26 protein-coding genes, 1 tRNA gene, 1 pseudogene and 1 riboswitch are annotated in these 23338 nt (G+C 69.1%); of the genes and pseudogenes, 18 read left to right on the plus strand and 10 right to left on the minus strand.

From position 1 onward, the window contains the following. The first annotated feature begins 1 nt into the window (after position 1). The 9 genes and pseudogenes from ABZW60_RS06625 (at position 2) to ABZW60_RS06665 (ending at position 7913) form a co-directional block, all read left to right on the plus strand. On the plus strand, positions 2-2224 hold the full coding sequence (locus tag ABZW60_RS06625) for a cell division protein FtsK (protein WP_355474740.1): 2223 nt from the start codon (positions 2-4) through the stop codon (positions 2222-2224). Positions 2225-2529: 305 nt separating this feature from the next. Beyond that, positions 2530-2763, plus strand: coding sequence for a hypothetical protein (locus ABZW60_RS06630; protein WP_355474742.1), 234 nt, complete (start codon positions 2530-2532; stop codon positions 2761-2763). An 8-nt stretch (positions 2764-2771) separates the two neighbouring features. Continuing rightward, positions 2772-3251: pseudogene (gene dcm / locus ABZW60_RS06635) on the plus strand (DNA (cytosine-5-)-methyltransferase); the annotation flags it as partial. A gap of 192 nt (positions 3252-3443) precedes the next feature. Next, positions 3444-3752 (plus strand): DNA cytosine methyltransferase, encoded by a 309-nt coding sequence (locus tag ABZW60_RS06640; protein ID WP_355475843.1) that lies wholly within the window; start codon positions 3444-3446, stop codon positions 3750-3752. After that, positions 3749-4171, plus strand: coding sequence for an RRQRL motif-containing zinc-binding protein (locus ABZW60_RS06645; RefSeq protein WP_355474744.1), 423 nt, complete (start codon positions 3749-3751; stop codon positions 4169-4171). The genes ABZW60_RS06640 and ABZW60_RS06645 overlap by 4 nt, the downstream gene beginning before the upstream one ends. Positions 4172-4195: 24 nt before the next feature. Next, positions 4196-5074, plus strand: a complete 879-nt coding sequence (locus ABZW60_RS06650) for a bifunctional DNA primase/polymerase (RefSeq protein ID WP_355474746.1) — start codon at positions 4196-4198, stop codon at positions 5072-5074. Further along, entirely contained in the window at positions 5074-6162 is a 1089-nt protein-coding gene (locus tag ABZW60_RS06655; RefSeq protein ID WP_355474748.1) for an AAA family ATPase, read from the plus strand. Before ABZW60_RS06650 ends, ABZW60_RS06655 begins: the two co-directional genes overlap by 1 nt. 95 nt (positions 6163-6257) lie before the next feature. Next, positions 6258-6446 carry a helix-turn-helix domain-containing protein gene (locus tag ABZW60_RS06660; protein ID WP_355474749.1) on the plus strand — a complete coding sequence of 63 codons (189 nt, stop codon included), beginning with the start codon at positions 6258-6260 and terminating at the stop codon, positions 6444-6446. A gap of 24 nt (positions 6447-6470) precedes the next feature. Then, positions 6471-7913: a tyrosine-type recombinase/integrase gene (locus tag ABZW60_RS06665; protein WP_355474750.1), complete on the plus strand. Its 1443-nt coding sequence runs from the start codon at positions 6471-6473 to the stop codon at positions 7911-7913. A gap of 55 nt (positions 7914-7968) precedes the next feature. On the opposite strand, the gene ABZW60_RS06670 is transcribed toward ABZW60_RS06665, so the two are convergent. Then, a tRNA-Lys gene (locus ABZW60_RS06670) sits at positions 7969-8041 on the minus strand. Positions 8042-8406: 365 nt separating this feature from the next. On the opposite strand from ABZW60_RS06670, the gene ABZW60_RS06675 reads away from it, so the two are divergent. Further along, positions 8407-8823, plus strand: coding sequence for a G5 domain-containing protein (locus ABZW60_RS06675; protein WP_355474751.1), 417 nt, complete (start codon positions 8407-8409; stop codon positions 8821-8823). Positions 8824-9249: 426 nt separating this feature from the next. Here ABZW60_RS06675 and ABZW60_RS06680 read toward each other — a convergent pair whose 3' ends face one another. After that, positions 9250-9753 carry a YceI family protein gene (locus tag ABZW60_RS06680; RefSeq protein ID WP_355474752.1) on the minus strand — a complete coding sequence of 168 codons (504 nt, stop codon included), beginning with the start codon at positions 9751-9753 and terminating at the stop codon, positions 9250-9252. A 31-nt stretch (positions 9754-9784) separates the two neighbouring features. Further along, positions 9785-10204 carry a pyridoxamine 5'-phosphate oxidase family protein gene (locus ABZW60_RS06685; RefSeq protein ID WP_355474753.1) on the minus strand — a complete coding sequence of 140 codons (420 nt, stop codon included), beginning with the start codon at positions 10202-10204 and terminating at the stop codon, positions 9785-9787. 72 nt (positions 10205-10276) lie between these two features. Here ABZW60_RS06685 and ABZW60_RS06690 point away from each other — a divergent pair, with 72 nt between their 5' ends. The 3 genes from ABZW60_RS06690 (at position 10277) to ABZW60_RS06700 (ending at position 12317) form a co-directional block, all read left to right on the plus strand. After that, the gene (locus ABZW60_RS06690; RefSeq protein WP_355474754.1) at positions 10277-11221 is read left to right on the plus strand and encodes a DUF5937 family protein; all 945 of its coding nucleotides are present in this window, start codon (positions 10277-10279) and stop codon (positions 11219-11221) included. 15 nt (positions 11222-11236) lie between these two features. Next, positions 11237-11348: riboswitch (TPP riboswitch) on the plus strand. After that, complete coding sequence (thiS, locus tag ABZW60_RS06695) at positions 11339-11542, plus strand: sulfur carrier protein ThiS (protein WP_355474755.1); 204 nt, start codon at positions 11339-11341, stop codon at positions 11540-11542. (Overlaps the previous riboswitch by 10 nt.) A gap of 1 nt (position 11543) precedes the next feature. Beyond that, positions 11544-12317, plus strand: a complete 774-nt coding sequence (locus ABZW60_RS06700; RefSeq protein WP_355474756.1) for a thiazole synthase — start codon at positions 11544-11546, stop codon at positions 12315-12317. Here the strand turns inward: ABZW60_RS06700 and ABZW60_RS06705 are convergent. After that, a complete protein-coding gene (locus ABZW60_RS06705) occupies positions 12292-14154 on the minus strand; it encodes a DUF6807 family protein (protein ID WP_355474757.1) in 1863 nt (620 codons plus the stop codon). The two genes, ABZW60_RS06700 and ABZW60_RS06705, sit on opposite strands and share 26 nt — an antisense overlap. Before the next feature lie 60 nt (positions 14155-14214). On the opposite strand from ABZW60_RS06705, the gene ABZW60_RS06710 reads away from it, so the two are divergent. Continuing rightward, positions 14215-14601 carry a RidA family protein gene (locus ABZW60_RS06710; protein ID WP_355474758.1) on the plus strand — a complete coding sequence of 129 codons (387 nt, stop codon included), beginning with the start codon at positions 14215-14217 and terminating at the stop codon, positions 14599-14601. Here ABZW60_RS06710 and ABZW60_RS06715 read toward each other — a convergent pair. Next, a complete protein-coding gene (locus ABZW60_RS06715) occupies positions 14598-15470 on the minus strand; it encodes a serine hydrolase (RefSeq protein ID WP_355474759.1) in 873 nt (290 codons plus the stop codon). The genes ABZW60_RS06710 and ABZW60_RS06715 overlap by 4 nt on opposite strands. Then, a complete protein-coding gene (locus ABZW60_RS06720) occupies positions 15467-16339 on the minus strand; it encodes a LysR family transcriptional regulator (protein WP_355474760.1) in 873 nt (290 codons plus the stop codon). The genes ABZW60_RS06715 and ABZW60_RS06720 overlap by 4 nt, the downstream gene beginning before the upstream one ends. A 109-nt stretch (positions 16340-16448) precedes the next feature. Between ABZW60_RS06720 and ABZW60_RS06725 the strand changes: the two genes are divergently transcribed. Next, positions 16449-17456 (plus strand): MBL fold metallo-hydrolase, encoded by a 1008-nt coding sequence (locus tag ABZW60_RS06725; RefSeq protein ID WP_355474761.1) that lies wholly within the window; start codon positions 16449-16451, stop codon positions 17454-17456. On the opposite strand, the gene ABZW60_RS06730 is transcribed toward ABZW60_RS06725, so the two are convergent. Next, positions 17446-18186, minus strand: a complete 741-nt coding sequence (locus ABZW60_RS06730; RefSeq protein ID WP_355474762.1) for an N-acetyltransferase — start codon at positions 18184-18186, stop codon at positions 17446-17448. The genes ABZW60_RS06725 and ABZW60_RS06730 overlap by 11 nt on opposite strands. A gap of 52 nt (positions 18187-18238) precedes the next feature. After that, positions 18239-19627: a PLP-dependent aminotransferase family protein gene (locus ABZW60_RS06735; protein WP_355474763.1), complete on the minus strand. Its 1389-nt coding sequence runs from the start codon at positions 19625-19627 to the stop codon at positions 18239-18241. Between the two features lie 84 nt (positions 19628-19711). On the opposite strand from ABZW60_RS06735, the gene ABZW60_RS06740 reads away from it, so the two are divergent. Genes ABZW60_RS06740 through ABZW60_RS06750 form a run of 3 tightly spaced genes read left to right on the plus strand, consistent with a single transcriptional unit; the run spans position 19712 to position 21907 of the window. Then, entirely contained in the window at positions 19712-20998 is a 1287-nt protein-coding gene (locus tag ABZW60_RS06740) for an FAD-binding oxidoreductase (protein WP_355474764.1), read from the plus strand. 16 nt (positions 20999-21014) lie between these two features. Continuing rightward, complete coding sequence (locus ABZW60_RS06745) at positions 21015-21377, plus strand: DUF1622 domain-containing protein (RefSeq protein ID WP_355474765.1); 363 nt, start codon at positions 21015-21017, stop codon at positions 21375-21377. Further along, positions 21374-21907, plus strand: coding sequence for a tetratricopeptide repeat protein (locus tag ABZW60_RS06750; RefSeq protein ID WP_355474766.1), 534 nt, complete (start codon positions 21374-21376; stop codon positions 21905-21907). The genes ABZW60_RS06745 and ABZW60_RS06750 overlap by 4 nt, the downstream gene beginning before the upstream one ends. On the opposite strand, the gene ABZW60_RS06755 is transcribed toward ABZW60_RS06750, so the two are convergent. Next, a complete protein-coding gene (locus ABZW60_RS06755; protein WP_355474767.1) occupies positions 21904-22746 on the minus strand; it encodes an SAM-dependent methyltransferase in 843 nt (280 codons plus the stop codon). The two genes, ABZW60_RS06750 and ABZW60_RS06755, sit on opposite strands and share 4 nt — an antisense overlap. A gap of 113 nt (positions 22747-22859) precedes the next feature. Further along, entirely contained in the window at positions 22860-23321 is a 462-nt protein-coding gene (locus ABZW60_RS06760) for a rhodanese-like domain-containing protein (RefSeq protein WP_355474768.1), read from the minus strand. Between the last annotated feature and the right edge of the window lie 17 nt (positions 23322-23338).

Consider the following 23338-nt stretch of genomic DNA (forward strand, 5'->3'; position numbering starts at 1 on the left):
GATGACCGAGCCCATGACCAACCCGAACAACGAGCTGCCTGACCCGATCGACCTGGACGCGCACCGCTTGGACCGTGCCCGCCGCGACGACGACACCAAGCCCACCGACGAGACGGCCGGCGTACTCGTCCCGCTGTCGGCGGGGGAGGTGGAGTCGATGGACACCGCCTACGAGATCGCGTTGGACGACACCGACGACGACCCGGCCACCGGCAAGGTCATCGTTCCGGTGGACACGCCCGGTCTGCCGGTCCCGGTGAGCGAGGGTGCGCGGCTGCCCATCATCCCGACCCACCTGCACCCGCAGAACCTGCGCGCCACCACCACCCGCGCCCTGGCCCGCGCCAGCCACGTGACCGCGTTCCACGCGGTCCGATCCCCTTGGTACGCAACGAAGTTCGGCTGGTTCGCCACCCGCGGGCTGTCGCGGCTGATCGGTCGGCAGATGCGCTGGTGGTGGGTCCCGAACTCGGTCGTGCTGGAGCAGAAGGCCGCCGACGCGGGCGAGCTGAAGGAGTGGGAGAAGATCCACCGCCAGCTCAAGGCCACCCGCATGTGGCGCGGTCTCGTCCTCGCAGCGCAGAACCTCGGTCTCCTGATCGGGCTGCCGATCGCGTGGAACGCGGCCCCGGCCGCCGGTCTCGCGATCGCGGGCGCGGCGGCGGCCGCCGGACTGGCGCACTACGGCAGACCCGCAGGTCAGACCGTCCTCGGTACCGCTGTCGTCGCGCCCCGATACCGCAAGCTGAACTCCGACATCGTGCTGCGGGCGTACTACGCGGCCGGTCTCGGCAAGCCCGACAAGGCCGACCAGGAGGTCCGGTTCGGGTCGCCCATGTCCCGCGACGCCAAGAACACCGGCTCCCAGGTCGTCGTGGATCTCCCATACGGCAAGAGCTGGTCCGACGTGGTCGGCGTCCGCGAGAAGATCGCGTCCGGTCTCGACGTGCACCTGAACCAGGTGTTCCTGACCCCGGACAAGACCAGCTCGCGCCGGCACACGCTGTTCGTGTCCGACCGCGACCCGCTCGCGGTACCGGTCGGCCGCACCGACATGCTCGACTGCAAGCCCCGCAGCATCTGGGACCCGGTCAAGCTCGGCAAGGACGAACGAGACGCGCTGGTCACGCTGTCACTGATGTGGAACTCGCTCTTGGTCGGCGCGCAGCCGCGTAAGGGCAAGACGTTCTTCGCCCGCCTGGTGGCCCTGCACGCCGCACTGGACCCGTACGTGAAGCTGATCGTTGTCGACGGCAAGAACTCCCCGGACTGGCTGGCGTTCAAGAAGATCGCCCACCGCACGGTATTCGGGACCCACCCCAACCCGAACGACAACAACCCGATCGAGCGCCTACAGGCGATCCTGGACGAGGTGCTCGCGCACATCGACCGCGTCAACAGCATCCTGACCAAGCTGCCGGTCACGATGTGCCCGGACGGCAAGCTGACCAAGGAACTCGCCCGCGACCCGCGCTACCCGGACCTGCGCGTGCTGGTGCTGGTGATGGAGGAGTTCCAGGTCTACTTCGAGACCGAGGACCAGGCCGTGAACAAGGAGATCGCGGCCAAGCTCTCCCGCATCCAGGCCGTGGGGCCGAGTGCCGGCGTGATCATCGAGTCCAGCTCGCAAAAGCCCTCCGGTGTCGGCGCGGGCGACGTGGGCCGCCTGTTCAACCGGTACCGCGACAACCACTCGGCACGCTTCGCGCTCAAGTGCGGCAACCGGATCGTGTCCGAGGCCGTGCTCGGTGGCGACGCCTACGCGGAAGGCTTCGACGCCGCCGCACTGCCGGTTGGCGACGAGTACCGCGGCGTCGGCTACCTGTACGGCGTCACCGACAACACGCCAACCGTCCGGTCGTTCCTCGCGGACGCGGCCGACGCGGACAAGATCACCACCGCCGCAAGGAAGCACCGCGAACAGCTCGGCACCCTCACCGGCGAGGCCGCAGGGGAGGAGCTGGAGCGCGCCACCCGCGACGTACTGGCCGACGTACTGACCGTCATGGGCCCGGACGGCAAAGCGCACTGGGACACCATCGCCGGCCGCCTGGCGGATCAGATGCCCGAGCAGTACGACGGCACCACCCCGGAAGCGATCAGCGCGCAGGCCCGCGCCCAGGGCGTCCCGAGCGTGAACGTGAAGCGCGACGGCGTAGTCCGCAAGGGCGTCTCCGCCGACGACCTGCGCGCCGCCATGGCCCGCCGCGACAACACCAAATGATCTACAGAGAGTAATCGCAACAACCTAGGGTGCGGGACGGCTGCAGTAGCGGCCGGAACGCTACCGGTAGCGGCTGCGCTACCCGTCCCGCTACCCCGCAACCCGAACCTGACCAGGCCGTTCACTCACGCGTAGCGAGTAGCGGCCACGGCTCCTCACGCCCAAAAACAGCCCGTTGGAGGCACCCCGTGTCCCACCACCCCGCTACCGCTATCCCCGCTGCCGCTACCCACGGTAGCGACCACGCCGCTATCCTCTCCGCGAGCATTCACACCGCCGGACAGGTCGCCACGGTCCTACTGATCGTGACCGTCGCCGTCGCGTTCTACCTGTTCACCTGCCTCGTGTGGCCGTTCGGCAAGTGCCGCAAGTGCAAGGGCGTCGGCAAGTTCAAGTCCCCGTTCGGCAACGCCTACCGCCACTGCCCACGCTGCGACGGCTCCGGGCTGCGGGTCCGGCTCGGCCGCCACGTCATCAACCACATCCGCGCCGTCCGCGGCGCTGGCCAGAACGCCACCAGCAAGGGCAAGCGCTCATGACCGCCCCGATGACTGAGACCAACGACGGTCTACAGCTCGTGTCGCTGTGCGCCGGCATTGGCGGCATCGATCTCGGCTTTCAGCGCGCCGGTATCTCCACCACAGCGGCTGTCGAGATCGACGCGCAGGCACGGGGCGTGCTGGCCGACCGGTTCCCCGGAACCGTGCTGTTCGAAGACCTCACGAAGGTGACCGCCGATGACCTCATCGCAGTTGGAGTTGTTCCCGACCGAACCGTCCTCGCTGCCGGGTGGCCCTGCCAAGGAAACTCATCTCGCGGCCGTCGTGGCGGCCTGGCAGATCCACGCTCGGGTCTGTGGCTGCACGTCGCGAGACTGCTGGGTGAGCTACGGCCCCGTTGGTTCCTTGGCGAGAACGTCCCTGGCCTTCTGTCCGTCAACGACGGCCGCGACTTCGGCACCGTCCTCGCGGACCTGGCCGACCTCGGGATGGACAGTGCCTGGCGGGTGCTGGACGGTCGCGGTTTCGGAGTACCCCACCGACGCCGCCGCCTCGTCCTTGTCGGACATTCTGGAGACCGGACCGCACCTGTCCGCGTACTCCTTGAACCCGACCGTCTGCCGGGGCATCCTCACCCGCACCACCCGCCGACGCCGCAACCTCCCACCACCGCTGCGGGAGGCGCTGGAACAGGTCGCGGCGGCGGACAGCGAGGCGGCATGACGACCTGGGCACCGGCGTACGCGCACTCGCTGGTCAGCCACGGCGGCAACGACAAACAGGACCCGTCGATGGTCACCTACGTGGTTCAGTCCCACACCGGGCCGCGTCGGCTGACTCCGCTGGAGTCCGAACGCCTGCAAGGGTTTCCGGACGGTTGGACTGCCGCCTCCCACGGCATCCCACAGTCCGATCGTGACCGGTACGCGCAGCTCGGCAACAGCGTCGCCGTCCCGGTCTTCGAGTGGGTCGCCGGCCGCATCGCCGCCGTACACCACGCCAACGACGAGGCGGGGGTGACGGCATGAGCACGGCCTTGGACCGCGCCACGTTGCACCCGGCCGCGTCGCGCTGGATCGAGCTGTGGAACGGCCAACAGGCCCTCGGCTGGGACCACTACGGAACCCCGGTCTTCCGGTTCAGATGGGCGCCCGCAGGGCTCGCGACCCGCCGTCAGCTCCGGGCGATGCGGATGTGTCCGGGCCGGCAGGAGCCGTACGCGCTGCTGGTCTGGCGCAACGGCAAACGCTGGGCCTGGCTGTACCGACTCGACCTCGCCAAGCCCTCCCGCGTCCCGTCGCCGGCACAGCTCAACGCCCTGGACAAGGCGATGCAGGCCCGCCGCACCTGCGGGCTGTGCCGCGCCGTCACCGACTACTGCATCCCGACCTCGGACGGCCGCTGCGTGGACTGCATCGACGCCGCCGGCTACCCGCACGCAGCTTGACCCATCTCGGAGGAGGAACCGCCGATGAACGACCTGCTGACCGCCGCCCTCACTGCTGCATCGCGAGGCTGGCACGTGTTCCCGCTCGTCCCGGACGGCAAGCGGCCGGCAATCGGGGATTGGGAGCACCGTGCCACCACCGATCCGGCACGGATCGAGCGGTGCTGGTCGTCCAGCCCGTACGGCATCGGCATCGCGTGCGGACCGTCCCGTCTGGTCGTGGTCGACCTGGACCAACCCAAGCCCGGCCAGACAGCCCCCGCGTCGTGGCGCACGCCCGGCCTGACCTGCGGTGCCGACGTTCTGGCGGACCGCGCAGACGCGGCCGGGGCGACCTACCCGTGGAACACCCACACCGTTCTCACGGGGCGCGGCGGGGAGCACCTGTACTTCGCCGCACCGCAAGGGATCCAGCTGCGGAATACGCAGGGCCGGCTTGGTTGGCTGGTCGACACCCGCGCCCACGGCGGATACGTCGTCGGTGCCGTTTCGGTGGTCTCAGGACGCCGCTACCGCACCGTGTATGACGTCTCCCCGGCCCCGCTGCCCCAGTGGCTCACAGAGGCGCTGACGCCCGGGCCGGTGCCGGCTCAGCAGGCCACGCCGATTCGGTTGGAGAGGGGTCGCCGCTCGGGCTATCTGGATGCGGCGATCCGGGCCGAAACCGAACGCGTCCGCACCGCGTGCGAGGGCGAGCGCAACCACGTGCTCTACACCGCCGCTGTCGCGTTGGGGCAGTTGGTTGCCGGGGGCTCTCTGACCGAGCCGGACGTACGCGCCGTTCTCACCGACGCGGCCGCAACGCAGATTGCGACCGGTGCCTACACGGCCTGGGAAGCTGACAAGACCATCACGTCCGGGCTGCGCGCCGGGGCCAAGCGTCCGCGTCAGGTAGCCGCCTGATGACCACACCCGACCCGTACGACGATCAGCCGGACCGGATGGCGGAGGTCATCTATCCCGGCTGGCCGCCACCGCTCGAGCAGACACCGCAGCCCGAACCGGCGCGGCCGCGGAAGGTCGATCCGTTCGCAAACGCCTGGACAGCCGACCGGCTGATGGCCGAACAGTTCGCGCCGCCGCGCTGGGCTGTGCCAGGCCTCATCCCCGAAGGGCTGTCCCTGCTGGCCGGTGCGCCGAAGGCAGGCAAGTCGTGGCTGTCGCTCAACCTCGCACTCGGCATCGCGGCCGGTGCGCCGGTGCTCGGTGAGGTCAACGTGGATCCGGGCGAGGTGCTGTACCTGGCGCTGGAAGACACCCCGCGACGGTTGCAAAGCCGCATGGGCAAGATCCTGGACGGCAAGCCAGCGCCTGCTGGGCTGACCTTGCTAACCGAGTTCCCGACCTTGCCCGCCGGCGGGGCGGACGCAATCTGCGGATGGCTCGACACTCGGCCGAATGCGCGCATGGTCGTGATCGATGTCTTCGCCAAGATGCGGGGGACCAGCGCACCTGGCGTAAATCCGTACGACGCCGACTACGCCGCCATGGGCCGCGCAAAGCGCATTGCCGACACCTACGGGATCGCGGTCGTGCTCGTACACCACCTGCGCAAGATGGCCGCCGACGACTTCACCGCTGAGCTATCTGGCACCAACGGAATCGTCGGCGCGGCCGACACGATCATGGCCCTCAAGCGGCCCCGCGGCGAGGCAGACGGCGTACTCCACATCACCGGCCGCGACGTGGACGAAGCCGAACGCGCGATGCGATTCGACCCCACTACGGGCACGTGGACGCTGCTGGCCGGTGCCGCCGTGGACCACACGTTGCACCGCACCCGTGCCGGGATCCTCGCCTACCTGCGTCAGTCTCCCGGCGCGACCCCGAAAGCTATCTCTGACGCACTCGGAGAAGACCGCGACACCATCCGCCGCACCTGCTCCCGGATGGCCGACGACGGGCAACTCCGTCGCCGCGATGGCGGCCGGTACTTCCCACCCGACACCGGAACTGTCCCAGCTGTCCCAGAGTCCCAAACCCTCGTCTGACCTGCACGAACACCTGGAACAGACACACGGCGGACCTGTCCCACCTGTCCCTCATCCATCACGCAACCTCAACGAGAAGGGCCAGCACACCACCCATGGCACTCAACACCGAACCGCGCTGGGGCGTGGAAGACGTTGCTCGGTACCTCGGCATTCCGGTGAAGACGCTCTACAACTGGCGGACCGAGAACTACGGACCTCAGGGAGTTCGCGTCGGCAAGCACGTTCGGTACGACCCGCAAGACGTCGTCGACTGGTTCGACGCGCAGAAGCTCGCATCCTGACGAACTGAAAGGACTCACCCAAAGATGGCGCGAAAGCCTCTGCCGCTTGGTACCTGGGGCAAGTTCCGCACCTACGTCACACACACCAACGAGAAGGGCAAAGCTGACGGCTACCGGTCGACGGCGTACTTCAGAGACTTCGATGGTCGGACTCGGCAGGTTGATGCGTACGGACCGAGCAAGACGGCTGCAGAAAACAACCTGCAGCAGAAGCTGATCGAACGCCGCAACGGTGGCCGGGGCAACAAGCTCACGGGATCGGACAAGTTTTCGCTCGCCGCAGATCTGTGGCTTGAGAAGTTCCGGCAGATGGTGAAGGACGGCAAACGCTCCGCTGGGAGCCTCGACACCTACAGACGTCATCTCGAAAGGACCATCCTGCCTGGGCTGGGCAATCTCCGCCTCGGCGAGATGAATACGCCATTGCTCGACAAGGTGATCTGTGGCATTCGCGACGAGGTCGGTCCTTCCACAGCGCGCAGCTGCCGGAGCATCATTTCAGGAATCCTGGGGCTAGCTGTTCGGTTTGGGGCGATCCCGGTAAACCCGGTTCGCGACGTTGAGCGCGTCGAGGGACAGCCGAAGCGAAAGCCGCGCGCGTTGACACAGGCCGAGCGTGAAGCATGGTTCACACAGATCAGCAACGATCCTGCGGCGGTTCGGGCGGACCTTCCAGACCTGACTACATTCATGCTCGCGACGGGTGTGCGGATCGGAGAATCCCTCGGGCTGCTGTGGTCACAGGTGAACCTGCAGACGGGCGAGGTCGAGATCACCCACCAGATCATCCGGGTTACTGGTGAGGGACTGATCCGAACACGCACCAAATCCCGCGCTGGCGAGCGGGTGTTGATTGTGCCCTCCTGGTGTCTCTCGATGCTGCAGGCGAGAGCGGCACAGGGCATTCGGCTGGAACAAGCGGTATTCCCCGACTCGCGCGGCGGATTCCGTGACCCCTCGAACGTCAACACGGAGCTACGCAAGGCACGCTCTCCGATCGGTGGTGTGGTTCGGCGAACGCTGAGCGAGCAACTGCGAAAGGCGAGGCGAGACGCTGGCATAACGCAAACGGAGGTGACGAAGCGCCTCGGCTGGTCCCGCTCACGAATCAGCCTCATCGAGTGCGCGCGGCTCAAGGTCACGCGAGAGGATGCGGCGGGGCTGCTGGATCTGTACCGGCTACGCGGTCAGCAGAGGGCTACGCTGCTCCGTCTGGTCGATGAAGCCTCGGCGCCGAGCGAGACTGACGCGTTCTCGTGGCTGACCTCCCACGTGTTCAGGAAGACCACGGCAACGATCCTCGACGACGCCGGCCAAAGCGCCCGGCAGATCGCAGACCAACTCGGGCACGCACGGCCGTCGATGACGCAGGACGTCTACATGGGTCGGAAGGCCAAGAACCCGGCCGCGGCGAGCGCCCTGGAGAGGGCTCTCAACGGTGACCCGGAGAGCAAAACCATGGGGTAAACCATGTACTGCGGTGACTATAGACCCCGGGTCAGGCTCCTGACCTGGGGTTTTGTAGGCCCCGTGGGACTCGAACCCACAACCCGCGGATTAAAAGTCCGCTGCTCTGCCAGTTGAGCTAGAGGCCCTCAGGTGGTGTGGGGAACAGTGTGTCAGGTTTGGTGGGGGTTTGCTTGGTGGGGGGTTGGGGTGAGGGGTTGTCTGGTGACGGGGAGTGGTGGTATAGATCGGAACTCGTGATGGCTTGCCTGCCGCGGGGGGAACCGTTGGTGGGTTGGGGGGAATTGTGCGTGCTGTGGTGGGGGCGTTTGTCCTTTTGGTGGTTGTGGGTGGGTGTGGGGCGGAGTCGGGGGCGTCGGGTGAGCCGGCGCGGGTTTTGGGAGGTAGTGCGTCGCCAGGGGCGGCTGTCACTCGTGGGTCTGTGGCTCCGATGACGCCCTTGCCGCCGTATAAGACTGCGGGGCCGCCTGCGTTGACGGTGACTGCTCGGCCGGTGGTCACGACCAAGGAGGTCGTGGAGGTTCGGGTGATTCCGTTCAAGAAGAAGACGGTGACGGATGACTCGTTGGCCAAGGGTGAGCGGGTTGTTCGTACGGCGGGGGTGAACGGTACGCGGCGGCTGGTTTATCGGGTGACGTTTGTGAACGGCGTGCAGACGGGGAAGAAGCTGGTGCGGCAGGAGGTGGCGAAGGCGCCTCGGTCGCAGGTTACGGCTGTGGGGACGAAGGTGGAGGAGCAGGCCGGCGGCGGGTGCGATCCGAACTACAGCGAGTGTGTTCCGATTGCCAGTGATGTCGACTGTTCGGGTGGTAGTGGCGATGGGCCGGAGTACGTTGCCGGACCGATTGATGTCATCGGGTCCGATATTTATCGTCTCGACGCCGACCACGACGGCGTCGCCTGCGAGTAGCCGATCGGGCAGCTGACCGAGGATCAGCTCGAGGAACGGACCCCGAGCAGCTGGCCGAGCAACCGAACCGGATGGCCGGCGCGCCGAGACGCCCGAGGAGCCGGCCCGCGGAGCCGCCCGTGGAGTGGGGCCCAGGATCCGACCCGACCATCCGACCCTGCGGATCCGACCTGCGAAGCCGGCCTCGAGAGCCGGGCTACAGAGCTGCCGCAGAGTGGGGCCCAGGATCCGGCCGTGCGGAGCGAGGCTGCGCAACGGGCTGCGGAGTGGGGTTCAGGATGCGGCCCGGGTTCTGCCTGCGAGGCCGCCCGTGGAGTGGGCCGAGGATCCGGCTCGCGGGTTCGGCCCTGGGATCCGGGTTACAGCGTCGGACTGCGGAGCCGGGCCGGCGAGTCGAGCGTGCGGTGGGGGTCAGGCGGGTCGGGGTCAGGTGGGTGGGTGGCGTTTGGCGGTGAGGGATAGGTCTAGTTCGACGTTGGGGTGGATTAGGGCTGTGGTGAAGGCGTTCCAGTTGGCTTGCCAGGTGTGGCGGTTGATGGTTTGGGAGGCTTTGAAGTGCAGCTCGTCGCCGGTGTCGGTTACCGAGAGGGGCACGGTGAGCGGGTGGGTTGTGCCGCGGATCGTTAGGTTGCCGGTGACGTCGAAGGAGCCAGGCGCTGTCTGGGTGATGGTGGTGGCGACGAAGGTCATTGCGGGGTAGGTCGGTGTGCCGAAGAAGTCCTGGCGTAGCTGGTTGTCGCGGCGGGGGTTGCCGGTGTTGACGCTTGACGTTTCCACGGTCAGCCAGGCTGTCGACGCGGTGGGGTCGGCGGTGTCGATGTGGAGTGCGCCCTCGACGGCCGGGAAGTGGCCGCGCACCTTGCCGCCTACGCGGTGAGCGGCCACGAAGCCGATCCGGGTCCGGTCCCTGTCGAGTACATACTCAGTCATACCCATTACGACGACGCAGGGCGGCCGACTGTCAGCCGATGACCCCGGTGGTGATGCGGCGTGGGGTGATGTCGAACATCGCGTCCTCGGGTGGGTCGGCGACGTACGCGGCGCGGTGCTCCTCCGGCAGGTACTTCTCCACCGTCGCGTTCAGCAGGTCGGCGTCGAGTGGCTGGAAGCGCGCCACACCCTGCATGTTGACATATCGAGCCGTTGAGCCCTCGACCGTCTGGATCGAGAGCGACAGCTCGCCTGTGCCGGTGCGATGCAGTCTGGTCTTCTTCGACCGGGTCGGAGTCATCACCTGGAACCGGCCCGAGTCCGGCAGGTACATGAACCACACAGGTGTCACGTGCGGCGACCAGCCCGGGTCGTCGATCGCCAGGACCGCGATCAGGGGCTGCGCCAGGAACTCGGCCATTTCCTCGGTGTCCATTCTGCGAAATCCCATGGCACCGACCATCGCATGCGCCACCGACAGCCTGTCGATTTAGGATCTGCCTACATCGACGAAGGGATCGGGGTGCTCACCTATCAGCTGACGTCGCAGGACCTGGCGGACGTCCGGTTCGCGGTGTCGCCGGTCGCGGAGATGGTGCTGTCGTTGCGGGCCCTCAGGGATCCGGGCCGCTTCCCGCTGCAGCTGGCGTGGGTCCGGGCGGTGCAGCCGTACGTCGCGGAGCTCGACTGGGACGTCCTGCGATGGCTCGTCAACGACACCATGGGCAGCCCGGACTTCCTGACTCCGCGCCCGTCCTCGCCCCTCACGCAACTCGAAGACGAGCTGAACCTGATCGCCGCCGTCGACACCGCCACGTTCGAACGTCAGATCATCGCGGTCAACCAGCAACTCCCCGAGGACCTCACCGTCGACAAGGTCGTCGAGGCGCTACGCCAGTACTGGGACGCCGTCATGGCGCCGTACTGGAGCCGCATGCGCACACTGCTGTCCGCAGACATCAGCTACCGCGGCCACGTCCTCACGCAACAGGGCACCGGCGCCATGCTCAACGGGCTGGGCCCTGCCATCACGTACGCCGACGGGCTGCTCAAGGTCGACCGTGTCGCCGAACAGAGCCGCACCGAGGACGTCGCCGGCCGCGGACTCGTACTGCAGCCGACGCTCTTCGGCCCGCACGCGGTCATCCCGTTCGACCCTGGCGCCGAACCGCTGCTCGGCTATCCGCCACGCGGTCAGGCGCACCTGTGGTCGGTCGTCGAGCCACCGTCGCGCCATGACCTCGCTCAGTTGATCGGTACGCCGAGAGCGCACATCCTCGAGCTCCTCACCCATCCCCGGACAACGACCGACCTGGCCGGCGAGCTGAAGGTCACCCCGTCCGCCGTGAGCCAGCACTTGCAGCTACTCCGCCGCACGGGTCTCGTCGAACCGGAACGCACCGGCAAACAGGTCCTCTACAGACCGACAGAGCTCGCTGCCCTCCTCACCGGCACCACCGTCGACTGACCCGTCAGCTATAGTCGAAGCGTCCGCGGGAGCTTGCAGCGAGTGGGCTGAGAGGGTGACTGGGCCGTCACCGACCGCTGAACCTGAATCGGGTAATTCCGGCGTAGGGAGGAAGCGATGGAATCCGTCTGGGTGAACGGTACGGCGATCGACGGGTCGGCCGGCCGGTCCGTGGCCGAGCTGATCGCGGAGTACTCCGACCGCAGTACGGGGATCGCGGTCGCGGTGAACCAGAACGTGCTGACCAGGGCCGAGTGGGCGCAGACCACGCTCGCGCCCGGCGACCGGGTCGAGATCGTCAGCGCGACCCAGGGAGGCTGAGATGGACGATCCACTGGAGCTCGGCGGGCGCACGTACACCTCCCGCCTGATCATGGGGACCGGCGGTTCGGCCAACCTCGAGGTGATGGAGGAGGCGTTGATTGCCTCCGGCACCCAACTGACGACGGTCGCGATGCGCCGCCTCGGCACCGGCCACGAAGGCTCGGTGCTCGATGTGCTGAAGAAGCACGGCATCGACGTCCTGCCGAACACGGCCGGCTGTCACACCGCGGCCGAGGCCGTGCTGACCGCGAAGCTGGCCCGGGAAGCGCTGGAGACCGACCTGATCAAGGTCGAGGTCGTCGCCGACGACCACCTGCTGCTGCCGGATCCGGTCGAGCTGCTCGACGCCGTGGACGCGTTGGTGGCCGACGGTTTCACCGTGCTGCCGTACACGAACGACGACCCGATCCTCGCCCGTCGCCTCGAGCAGGCCGGGTGTGCGGCCGTGATGCCGTTGGCCGCACCCATCGGTTCGGCGCTCGGCATCCGCAACCCGCACAACATCGCGCTGATCGCCGAGGCGGCGAACGTCCCGGTGATCGTCGACGCCGGCATCGGTACGGCGAGCGACGCCGCACTGGCGATGGAGCTCGGCTGCGACGCGGTGATGCTCGCGACCCCGGTGACCCGCGCGGAGAAGCCCGCCCTGATGGCCGCCGCGATGCGCGACGCCGTCTCCGCCGGGCGGAACGCACGCCTGGCCGGCCGTGTGCCGAAGCGCTGGCAGTCGGCGCTGGCGTCGTCGCCTACAACTGGTCTGCCAACGTTTTAGCCTCAGCCGCGTCCACTGCCCTGTCCAGCAGGAGCGCGGTGAGCGACAACGTCAGGTCCTGGTTGGGCTGCAGCGTCAACGGATGCTCCCAGGCGAGCGCAGGGCACGCGCCGACGTACTCCGCGGTGCGCAGGAACCACGGCCACACCTGATCCGGCTGCAGCAACAACAGAGTGACATCGCCCTGGACCAAGGCGAGCCACGGACTGTGAGATCCAAAGGCAGTGTCGCGCCCGTCACCGTCGGCACAGAGGACAGTCGTCGACGCAGAGGGCAACCGCCAGAAGATCCCGCCGTAGCCAGCACCCGCGCGTCCACACGTCGCCGGGCTGTCGATGCGGACCGAGCCGTAGCGGGCTGTCAGCACGCTGTGCCAGTCGAGGCGCCAGCCGCCGAAAGCGAGGTCCCCGGTCAGGCGCCGCCGTTCGACCAGTTGGGGTCGACCCTGTTCGTCGTACCAGGTGATGTCGTCGATCAACGAGCGGCCGTCGACCGTGACGCCGCGGCTGCGTTGCTGACCGTGGTTCGTGAGCAGGGTCGGGCCTTGGCCGCGCACGTAGGTCCGACCGCCCCAGTGCGACGTGCCGTTGACCTGGGCGATGGACAGCGAGAGTCCGTAGTGGTGCCGATGATCGACCGGGTTGACCTCGGTCAAGGGGTGCCCGCCGAGCGTCCGAACGGGATGCAGGTACGGCCGCGGTGCGTGCACCTGCGGCATCCGCCGCCCGAACTCGTACCGCGCGAGCAGCCCCGCCGAACTCCCGAGCGCGTAGATGTCGCCCTGTCGCTGCCACCCGACCTGGTCCGCGGCGCCGTCCCCGCTCCACCGCGGCTCCGGCGGCACCGGACCGGTACTCGCCCGCACCGCCAGCCGCAGCTCGGGTACGGCGTCGGCCTCGCCCGCTCCGGCCGTGATCGCCGCATGCAGCCGCTGCCACGCGAGCTCGCCGAGGTCCTTCTGCGGCACCCGCACCGTCGTCAGCGACGGTACGGCGAACCGTGCCAGCCCGATGTCGTCCATCCCGGTCACCGAGAGGTCCTCGGGGACGGCGACCCCGACCTCGTTGAGCCGCGCCAGCAACCCGAACGCGACCAGGTCGTTGAACGCGACCACTGCGGTGGCCTGCGATTCGAGCACCCGCTCGACCGCGGCGTACCCGTCCTCGATCGACCAGCCGCACTCGAGCCGGACCAGCTCCAGGCCGGGGATCTCCCGCTCGGCGAGGTCGAGTGCCGCCAGCCGCAGCTTGTTGGACGCGCTCGCCGCCGGGCCGGACAGGAACGCCAGCCGCCGGTGCCCGAGGCCGACCAGGTGGTCGACGACGATCCGGGCGGCACGGCCGTAGTCGACCACCACCGACGCCACCTCTGCCGGGCCCTGGCGGTTGACCAGGATCACCGGCTGCGCCTGCGGCAGCAGCTCGAGCAGCCGCTCCTCGTCCATCCGCGGCGAGACCATGATCAGCGCGTCGCAGCGGCGCCGGGCCTCGATCGCGATCGCCGCCTCGGCGTCGGGGTTCTCGGCGGTCTCGGCGACCAGCACCTTGTAGCCGGCCGCCGCGGACGCGTTGGTGATCCCGCGCAGGATCTGCTGGAACAGCGGGTTGCCGAGGTCCGGCACGACCAGCGCGACCATGTTCGTCCGGCCCAGCGACAGGCTGCGGGCCAGGTCGCTCGGCCGGTAGTTGAGCCGTTCCGCCGCGGCGCGCACCCGGGCGACGATCTCGGGTGCGACACTGAGCCGACCGTTCATCACCCGGGACACGGTCGCCCGCGACACCTCCGCCGCCCGCGCGACGTCGGCGATCGTGATCGAGTCCTTCGGTGTCCGTCCCACGCTCGTATCCTCTCGCGATGGAAACCGGTTTCTCAACCCTGGCCGGGGTATATCTGGTGCATGACTGAGCTGGAGTATCCGCAGGTGGCGGGCGTTGCACCGGGCAACGGGTACAGCCATGTGGTGACCGGAACCGGCCAATGGGTCGCGATCTCGGGGCAGGTCGCACTGGACCCGGACGGGAGGTTCGTCGGCGTCGGCGATCCGGCCGCGCAGGCCGAGCAGGTGTTCGCGAACCTGGAGCGCTGCCTGGCGACGGCGGGCGTCACGTTCGAGAACGTGGTCAAACTGACGTACTTCGTCACCGACATCGGCTACCTGCCCGCGGTCCGCACAGTCCGCGACAGATACATCCCGGGGCCGAAGCCCGCGAGTACGGCGGTCCAGGTGGCCGCGCTGTTCAGCCCGGACGCGATGCTCGAGATCGAGGCGTTCGCAATCGTCTAGCGCAGGGCGTCGACCGCCACCCGGGCGGCCTCGCCGATCGCGGCGTCGACGCGCGGCTGGCGGAAGTCGCCGCGCGCGGCCAGCGTGAGGACGGCGATCGCGAACGCCGCCCCGCCGGGCAGCGTGACGACACCCGCCTCGTGCCGCAAGGCGCCGAACGTTCCGGTCTTCCCCGCGACGCGGACGCCGTCGTGCGGGAAGCCTGACGCCAACCGGTGCAGGAAGATCTGCCGGTGCATCGTCGCCTGCACGAACGCAGTCTGCTCGGCCGACAGCAACTCCCCCGCCCACAGCCGCCGCAGCAGGAGGGTCAGATCGCGCGCGCTGGCCGCTGACCCGTTCGCCGCCTCGTACACCCCGACGGGATCGGTCCGGTCGTTGTCCGCGAGGACGGCGAGCGCGGCGTCGGCGTCGTCCGCGCCCGTACGCCGTTGCAGGTCCCGCAGGTTGGCCGCCGTACCCCGGCGGACCCAGGTGTGGTGCAGGCCGAAGGACTCCAGGATCGCGGCCAGCCGGCGCAGACCGACGATGTCCAGCAGCGCGTCGGCCGACGCGTTGTCCGAGACGGTCGCCATCGACAGCGCCAGATCGCGCAGCGACACCGTCACCGGGTCGGCGAACACGGACAGCCCCGTCGGTCCCGCGGTCCGCTCCGACGGCTCGAGCGTCACGCGCTCGCGCGGATCGAGTTCACCCTCGTCGACCAGCCGGCAGAACCCGGCGAGCAGCGGCAGCTTGTAGACCGACGCCAGCGGTACGACCATGTCGGCGTCGAGCTCGACGGTCGCCCCGGGGTCGTCGAGCGAGACCGCGTGCAACCAGCCGCGGACGCCGGCGTCCTCGAAGATCCCGCGGATCCGCGCGTTCACGACGCCAGCGCTTCCGTGAGCTGCGCCATCACGTCGTTCGGCCGCAGGAACGGTGTCCGCGTCCTCGACCAGACGAGTCGGAGCCGCAACGGCAGCGGATCGTCGGCCAGCCGATGCCGCGCGACGCCTGGTGCGATCAGGGCCGGGTCGGCGGTCACCACGATCGCCTGGCCGGCCGCGGCCATCGCCAGCCCGGCGCGTTCGTCCGTCACGACGACGGTTCCGCCGTCCGGCCGGTGCAAGGCCAGCGTGTCCAGGAACAGGTCCCGAGCGGCCGGCGCCTCGGCCCGCGGACGGACGGCGATCGGCAGGCCCTCGAGCTGTCGCAGCGCCACGACCTCGTCGTGCACGGTCGACGCCGGCACCAACGCCCAGGTCGGCAGGAGCGAGACCGGTCCGGCCTCCAGACCGTCCAGTACGGCGGGATGCTGTACGGCGGCCAGGGTCAGGCGGCCCGTGCCGACCTGGTTGACCAGGGAACTCGTCGGCGCGGTCACCACCGTGACTCGGCTTCCCGGAATGATCGAGCCGCAGGCGGCGGCGACGGCCGCACCCGCGGACGGCGGTACTTCGGGCGCGAGGCCGAGCCGGATCTCGGGGCCTTCCGGATCGCGGGCCACGGCTGCCTGGTGTAGCTCCTCGATCGAGGTCAGGGCGCGGCGTGCGTACGGGAGGAGCGCTGCGCCGGCGGGGGTGAGCTCGACGTTTCCGGCGCCGCGTTCGAAGAGCTTGGCGCCGACCAGGGCTTCCAGGCGGCGCAGGCCTTGGGAGAGCGGGGGCTGGGTGATGCCGACGACGCGTGCTGCGTCGCCGAAGTGCTGTTCCTCGGCGAGGGCGATGAAGATCTGGAGGTGTCTTTCGGTCAGCATGGACCTGGCTGACCTGCGGTGATATCTCCAGACAATCGGGTCATGCGTAAGAGCATATTCGACATCGCCGGAGCGCTCGCCTTGACTGGCGGAAACGAGAGGAGACAGCGTGAAGGTGAGTCGGAGAGGGATGCTGGCGGGCGCGGCGGCGGCCGGCGCCGCGGGCGTGGCGGGGGCGATCGGCCTCGAAAACCGCAGCGAGGCAGCAACTTCAGGGCAGGCAGGTCAGGCAGGCTTGGCCGGTCAGGCGGAGAAGGCCGGGCAGGCGGGCCAGGCCGAGCAGGCTGGGCAGGCCGGGCAGACGCAGCAGGAGGCTGTCGAGCTGACCTGGTTCGGGACGCATGCGTGGCAGATCCGGTGCGGTAAGAGCGTCGTGTTGACCGATCCGTGGCTGACGCGGTTCCACACCGGGACGTTCACCCCCGAGGGCGCCGACCCGAAGACGAAGCTCGTGATCAAGCCGGACGTCATCGACAAGCACCTCAGCACGGCGGACGCCATCCTGGTGCACCACGGCCACTACGACCACATGGCCGACGTGCCGTACGTCGCGAAGCAGACGCAGGCCACCGTGCTCTGCACCGAGACGCACGCCAACCTGCTGCGCGCGATGAAGACGCCGGACGAACTGCTGTCACCGGTGCGCGGCGGCGAGTACCTGCCGTTCGAGGGCTTCACGATCGAGGTGTTCCCGTCGCTGCACTCCTGCGGCGGCAAGCGGCACACCTACGCGTACCCGGGCTACCGGTACGCCGTCCCGCCGCGCCCGCGCGTGATCGAGGACCTGGTCGAAGGCGGCACACTCGCGTTCGTGATCACGATCGGCGGCAAGCGCGTCCTCAGCCTCAGTACGGCGAACTTCGACCCGAACGCGCTGCGCGACCTCCAGGTCGACGTCGTCCTCGCGGCCCCGGGCGGCGAGCCGGGCATCACCGACCGCCTGCTGCGGACCATCAAGCCGGTCAAGAAGGTCATCGCCACGCACTGGGACGACTTCGACAAGCCGCTCGACGAGCCCGGCATCCCGTGGACCGACCTGACGCCGCTCCGCACCTCGGTCGAGAAGACCGGCGCCGAGTTCGTCGTCCTCGATCACCTGCAGAAGGTCACGCTCTGACCCGGTAGTGGTAGCGCGAGACGGTCCGGAAGCCGAGCCGGTCGTACAAGGTCCGCGCCGGCGCGTTGTCCTCCAGGACGCTCAGCCAGACCCACTTCGCTCCCCGATCCGTTGCCGCCTGCAACAAACCGTGGATCACCGCGGCGGCCAGGCCCTGGCGGCGGAAGCGTTCGTCGACGGCGAGGCAGTAGAGCCCGGCCGTGTCGTCGACGAGCGCGAGCCGGCCGATCGCCTGCGCGCGCTGATCGTCGGGAACCGCCGCGTACAGCGCGTTCCCGCGGACCAGGAGCTCCTCCGCGGTCGCCCTGGTCTCGGCGCCACGCCCGTCGACACTCCACCAGAAGTCGGTCCAGCCGACCGACGGCGTCGTGGATATATTCACCGGCCGCGTCGGCGCGGGCAGCGTCGCGAGGATGTCGGAGATCGCCGCACACTGCACCAGCGTCGGGTTGCGCACCTCGTACCCACGGGCCTCGAGCCGTGCATCGAGGTCGCTCGGCTGAACCGCCGGGCTGATCTGGAACGACGGCCTGATGTCGTGCGCGAGATACAGGTTCTCCACGTACTCCAAGGCCCTGTCGAGGTCGAACGGCGCACTCGCGGGCAGCACCGAGTTCGCTCGCAGGGTGACTCCGGCGTTGCGCCGGACCAGCCAGCCGTCCAGTTCGGTGCTGTGGGCGGCCTGCCAGCCTTGGTTCATCAGAGCGTCCATACGCGCTTCGGCGATCACTCCACCCAGCGTAGGACCGCTCGGATCGAATTGCAATGAAACGGATACTTATTCATCCACCGCGGATCTCGGCGACCGCGTCCGCGAGCAGGTCGATGCCCTCGACAACTTCTTTCCGGGACAGCGAGCCGTACCCGAACACCAGCCCGGCCGGACCGGTTCCGGAAACCCAGTACGGCGCCAGGCCGTACACCCCGAGCTCACGCTTCAATGCCGCCTGCCGCAGCGCGTCCTCGCCGAGGTCCGGCGGCAGCCACGTCATCACGTGCAGCCCGGCCGAGATCCCGACCGGCTCGAGTTCGGGCAACCGCGCCGCCAGCCGCTCGACCAACGTGTCCCGCAGCGCCCGGTACCGCGGCCGCATCCGCCGCAGGTGCCGGTCGAACTCACCCCGTGCCACGAAGTCCGCGAACGCCAGCTGATCGAAGACCGGCGACCCACGATCGTCCATCAGCTTGGCCTGCGCCATCGGCTCGACCAGCCACGACGGCAGGATCAACCACCCCAGTCGCAGCCCGGGCGCCAGCGTCTTACTCGCCGTGCCGGCGTACGCGACCCGATCGGGTGCGAGGCCCTGCATCGCCCCGACCGGCTCCCGGTCGTAGCGGTACTCCGCGTCGTAGTCGTCCTCGATCACCAGCCCGCCCCACGCGACGAGCGCCGCCCGGGTTTCCGCCGAGGCCACCGCGCCGGTCGGGAACTGATGCGCGGCGGTCACCAGGACGACGTCCGCGCCGGACCGCTCCAGCGCCGCCACGTCGATGCCGGTCTCCAGCATCGGTACGCCGACCACGTCGAGACCGGCTGCTTCCGCGACCTCGCGCAGGTCGTTGTCGGACGGATCCTCCACCGCGAGCCGCTTGCGGCCCTGCGCGGCCAGCACCTGCAGCAGCAACCGTGAGCCCTGCGCGAAGCCGTTGCAGATCACCATGTTCTCCGGGCGCGCCGCCGTCCCGCGGACCCGGTTCAGGTAGTCGGCGAGCGCGGTGCGGAGCTCGATCGTGCCGCGGCCGTCGATGTAGGCCAGGCTGCGGTACGGCGTCTCGTTGAGCACGCGGCGGATCGACCGGAGCCAGGCGGCGCGCGGGAACTCGGAGACGTCCGGGCGGCTGTAGCGGAAGTCGATCCGCGGCGGGCCGGCAACTGCCGTCGGGGCGGCCGACGGCGAGACCACGGCGATATCGGCGACCTGTGTGTACCCGCCGCCGCGGCTGACCAGGTACCCCTCGGCGACCAGCTGCTGGTACGCCTCGACGACCACGCCGCGCGACAGCCCGAGGTCCTGCGCCAGCGCGCGCGTCGACGGCATCACGGTCTCGGCGCGCAGCAGGCCGGCCCGGATCCTGGTCCGGATCCCGCTCTCGAGCTGCTGGTGCAGCGGTACGCCGCTGTCCCGCTGCAGCTCGACCAGGAGTTCGCCGGTCCCGGAACTGGTCCTCATTCGGCTCACACAACTGGACCTTATCGGTGGACCGCTGCGCTGTCAGGGTTGTGGGACAGACCAAAACATCCCAGGAGAGCCGAGATGACCGAGTTCCTGCGCACCGGCGACGCCGGCTACGACGAGGCCCGCACCGTCTGGAACGCCATGATCGACCGCCGCCCGGCCGTCATCGCCCGGTGCGCCTCGACCGAGGACGTCGCCGAGGCGGTGCGCTTCGGGCGCACGGAGGGCCTGGAGATCGCGGTCCGCTGCGGCGGGCACAACATCGCCGGCCTCGCCGTTCCCGAGGGCGGGCTGATGATCGACCTGACGCCGATGAACGCGGTCCGGGTGGACCCCGTCGCGCAGCGCGCGTGGGTCCAGGGCGGCGCGCTGCTGGGCGAGCTGGACAAGGCGTCGCAGGAGTACGGGCTGGCGACCACGGCCGGGAACGTCTCGCACACCGGCGTCGGCGGACTGACGCTCGGCGGCGGGATGGGCTGGCTGGCGCGGCGGTTCGGGCTGGCCTGCGACAACGTCGTGTCGTACGAGGTCGTCACCGCGGACGGCGCCGTCGTCCGGGCGAGCGCGGACGAGAACGCCGAGCTGTTCTGGGGTCTGCGGGGCGGCGGCGGGAACTTCGGGATCGTCACGTCGTTCGAGTTCCGGCTGCACCAGGTCGGGACGCGGGCGCTGATCGTCGAGTTCAGCTACCCGCTCTCGGCAGGGTTCGACGTCCTGCGCGGCTGGCGGGAGCTGAACGCCGACGCGCCGCGGGAGGCGACGTTCACCGCGAACATCACCGGTGACTCGCTGACGGTCGGGTACGTGTGGGTCGGCGACGGCGGGGACGAGTTGCTGCCGGCGTTCCGGGCGCTCGGCCCGGTCACCGGCGAGATGATCGAGGAGACGACCTACCTGAAGCTGCAGACGCGGGAAGACAACGTGCAGGGCCACCGCTTCCGGCGGTACTGGAAGGGGCACTACTTCAAGTCGCTGCCCGACGAGGCGATCCGCGCGCTGCTCGACAACCCGGGTGTGCCGGCCAGTCTGCAGGCGTACGGCGGCGCGATCGCCGACGTAGCGGAGGACGCCGCGGCGTTCAGCCACCGGGACACGCAGTTCGAGCTCGTCACCGCGACGCGCTGGGAGGACGCGACCGAGGACGAGGAGCGGATCACCCGGCTGCGCGGGTACGCCGCGACGCTGGCGCCGTACGCGAGCGGGGCCTACGTGAACACGCTGAACGAGGACCCGATCAACCGCGCGTTCCCGCCCGCGACCCTGAAACGGCTGGTCGCGCTGAAGACGGCGTACGACCCGGCGAACTTGTTCCACCTGAACCAGAACATCCGTCCCGGCGAGCCGACTGCCGAGTCCGTCGCCTGACTGGTACCCCTGGAGGATGGACTTCGAGGCGATCTTCGCCGACGTGGCCCGGGTGATCGAGGGCGCCGGCGTGGTGATCATGGCCGTCGGGCTCGCGGTCGTGCTGATCCGCTACGCCTACGACGTGGTCCGCAAGGGCGCCGGCAGCTACCAGCAGCTCCGGGTGAGTCTCGGGCGGGTCATCCTGCTCGGGCTGGAGATCCTGATCATCGGCGACATCATCCGGACGATCATCGTCGACACCTCGCTGGAGAGCGCGCTGGTGCTGGGCCTGATCGTGGTGATCCGGATCGTGCTCAGCTTCGCCCTGGAAGTCGAGATCTCCGGATCGTGGCCGTGGCAGGCCCGAGAGTCCGAACGCGGCATGATGGACAAGTGACCAGCCAATACCTTCCCCGCCCCACCACCCCGGTCGAGCTGACCCCGGAACTGGCGGCGACGATCGACGAAGCGTTCGCGCGCCGGGACCGGGCGAACATGGGCCCGACGATCGCCTTCTTCGAGAAGCTGCTGACCGAGCACCCGGACAACCCGTACGTGCTCTACGAGGTCGGCGGGTCGTACGACACCGCCGGTGACGAGGAGAAGGCAGTCGGGTACTACGAGCGCGCCCTGCCCGGGCTGACCGGCGAGACCCGCCGCAAGTGCCTCCTGCAGTACGGCAGCACGCTGCGCAACCTCGACCGCTTCGACGAGTCGCTCGCCGTCTTCAAACAGGCCTGCGCGGAGTTCCCGGAGTCGGACTCGCTGCGGGTCTTCAAGGCGCTCACGCTGCACGCCGCCGGACACAAGGACAAGGCGCTCGCGACGCTGCTGCTGGTGATCGCGGACAAGGTCGACTCCGCCGAGATCAAGCGCTACGAAGCCGCCATCCGCGGCAACGCCGACTACCTCGCGGGGCTGGGCTAGGCCTTGCGGGCGACGCCGCCGTAGATGGCGTCGCGGATGCCGGGCTGCGGGTCCTCGTCGACGCGGCCGCCGGGGACGTGCCAGTCGGCGAGCCGGACCACGCCCGGCTCGAGGATCTCCAGCCCGTGGAACAGCGACGAGATCTGCTCGACCGAGCGGAACGCCAGCGTCGGGAACGCGTCCTTGACCTTGTCGAGGAGCTCCGTCACGAGCACGTCGACCGGGCCGCCGTCGCCCGGGTTGCACGCGTGCGTGATCGCCAGGTAGGAGCCCGGCGGCAGCGCGTCGACGTACTGGCCGGCGATCCGCAGGGTCTCGTCGTAGTCGTGGATGTGGTGCAGCATCAGCGCCATCACCAGCGCGACCGGCCGGCCGTCGGCCAGCATCCCCGCGACGGCCGGATCCGCCAGCACCTGGTCGGGCCGGGTGAGATCCGCCGCGGTGAACTGGGTCCGGTCGTTGTCGAGCAGCAGCGCCCGCCCGTGCGCGACCACGGACGGGTCGTTGTCGATGTACACCACCGAGGCGTCCGAGCTGACCTTCTGCGCGATCTGGTGGGTGTTCTCCGCGGTCGGCAGGCCGGATCCCGCGTCGATGAAGCGCCGGATCCCGGCCTCGTCGGCGAGCCAGGTGATCACCTGGCTCAGCCAGCGCCGGTTCGCCCGCGCCCAGACCGGTGTCTCCGGCGCGATCTCCATGATCTGCCGGTACAGCGCGCGGTCGGACTCGTAGTTGTCCTTGCCGCCGAGGGCGTAGTCGTACACGCGTGCGACGCTCGGCCGCGTGGTGTCGATTCCGTGTGCGATCAGCCCACCGTCATACCTCGGCTGATCCGTCACACTGTCTCCTCGCGTCGCAGGGGCGCACGTCCACTACGAGCGTAACGCACAGAGAGTCAGCGTTTCACGACGGTGAGTTCGATCTGTGTTAAAACTCAACACCCACAGGGATTTCAGCACGCGCAGGCCACGCCGCGTGGCGCGGTCAGCGGATCGGCCGGCCGCCGCTCGATCCCGTCGGCCGTCTCCACCGGCAGCCCTTCGCGGACCCAGTACTCGAATCCGCCGATCATCTCCTTCACCGCATACCCGAGCTTCGCGAACTCCAGCGCCGCACGCGTCGCCCCGTTGCACCCGGGTCCCCAGCAGTACGTCACGACCGCCACGTCGTCCGGTACGACGCCCGCCGCCCGGGCCGCGATCTCCCGCGTCGGCAGGTGCACGGCGCCCGGCACGTGCCCCTGGTCCCAGCTCTCCTGGCTGCGGCTGTCGATCAGCACCCACCCGGTCACGCCGGCGCCGATGTCGGCGGCGACATCGGACACATCCGTCTCGTACGCCAGCCGTCCCGCGAAGTGCGCGACGGCGGCCTGGTCGACCTGCTTGGTCATGGAGGTGATCGTGGAGTTGGTCATGGAGCAAGGGTCGGTGA

The organism is Kribbella sp. NPDC003557, assembly GCF_040610805.1.
Lineage (GTDB): Bacteria > Actinomycetota > Actinomycetes > Propionibacteriales > Kribbellaceae > Kribbella.

What these genes read in the sequence shown, in the direction of transcription:
- ABZW60_RS06625 (WP_355474740.1), top strand. Translation starts at nt 2, where the DNA reads ATGACCGAGCCCATGACCAACCCGAACAACGAGCTGCCTGACCCGATC.
- ABZW60_RS06640 (WP_355475843.1), top strand. Translation starts at nt 3,444, where the DNA reads ATGACGACCTGGGCACCGGCGTACGCGCACTCGCTGGTCAGCCACGGC.
- ABZW60_RS06645 (WP_355474744.1), top strand. Translation starts at nt 3,749, where the DNA reads ATGAGCACGGCCTTGGACCGCGCCACGTTGCACCCGGCCGCGTCGCGC.
- ABZW60_RS06650 (WP_355474746.1), top strand. Translation starts at nt 4,196, where the DNA reads ATGAACGACCTGCTGACCGCCGCCCTCACTGCTGCATCGCGAGGCTGG.
- ABZW60_RS06655 (WP_355474748.1), top strand. Translation starts at nt 5,074, where the DNA reads ATGACCACACCCGACCCGTACGACGATCAGCCGGACCGGATGGCGGAG.
- ABZW60_RS06660 (WP_355474749.1), top strand. Translation starts at nt 6,258, where the DNA reads ATGGCACTCAACACCGAACCGCGCTGGGGCGTGGAAGACGTTGCTCGG.
- ABZW60_RS06665 (WP_355474750.1), top strand. Translation starts at nt 6,471, where the DNA reads ATGGCGCGAAAGCCTCTGCCGCTTGGTACCTGGGGCAAGTTCCGCACC.
- ABZW60_RS06680 (WP_355474752.1), bottom strand. Translation starts at nt 9,753, where the DNA reads ATGACTGAGTATGTACTCGACAGGGACCGGACCCGGATCGGCTTCGTG.
- ABZW60_RS06685 (WP_355474753.1), bottom strand. Translation starts at nt 10,204, where the DNA reads ATGGGATTTCGCAGAATGGACACCGAGGAAATGGCCGAGTTCCTGGCG.
- thiS (WP_355474755.1), top strand. Translation starts at nt 11,339, where the DNA reads ATGGAATCCGTCTGGGTGAACGGTACGGCGATCGACGGGTCGGCCGGC.
- ABZW60_RS06700 (WP_355474756.1), top strand. Translation starts at nt 11,544, where the DNA reads ATGGACGATCCACTGGAGCTCGGCGGGCGCACGTACACCTCCCGCCTG.
- ABZW60_RS06710 (WP_355474758.1), top strand. Translation starts at nt 14,215, where the DNA reads ATGACTGAGCTGGAGTATCCGCAGGTGGCGGGCGTTGCACCGGGCAAC.
- ABZW60_RS06720 (WP_355474760.1), bottom strand. Translation starts at nt 16,339, where the DNA reads ATGCTGACCGAAAGACACCTCCAGATCTTCATCGCCCTCGCCGAGGAA.
- ABZW60_RS06735 (WP_355474763.1), bottom strand. Translation starts at nt 19,627, where the DNA reads ATGAGGACCAGTTCCGGGACCGGCGAACTCCTGGTCGAGCTGCAGCGG.
- ABZW60_RS06740 (WP_355474764.1), top strand. Translation starts at nt 19,712, where the DNA reads ATGACCGAGTTCCTGCGCACCGGCGACGCCGGCTACGACGAGGCCCGC.
- ABZW60_RS06745 (WP_355474765.1), top strand. Translation starts at nt 21,015, where the DNA reads ATGGACTTCGAGGCGATCTTCGCCGACGTGGCCCGGGTGATCGAGGGC.
- ABZW60_RS06760 (WP_355474768.1), bottom strand. Translation starts at nt 23,321, where the DNA reads ATGACCAACTCCACGATCACCTCCATGACCAAGCAGGTCGACCAGGCC.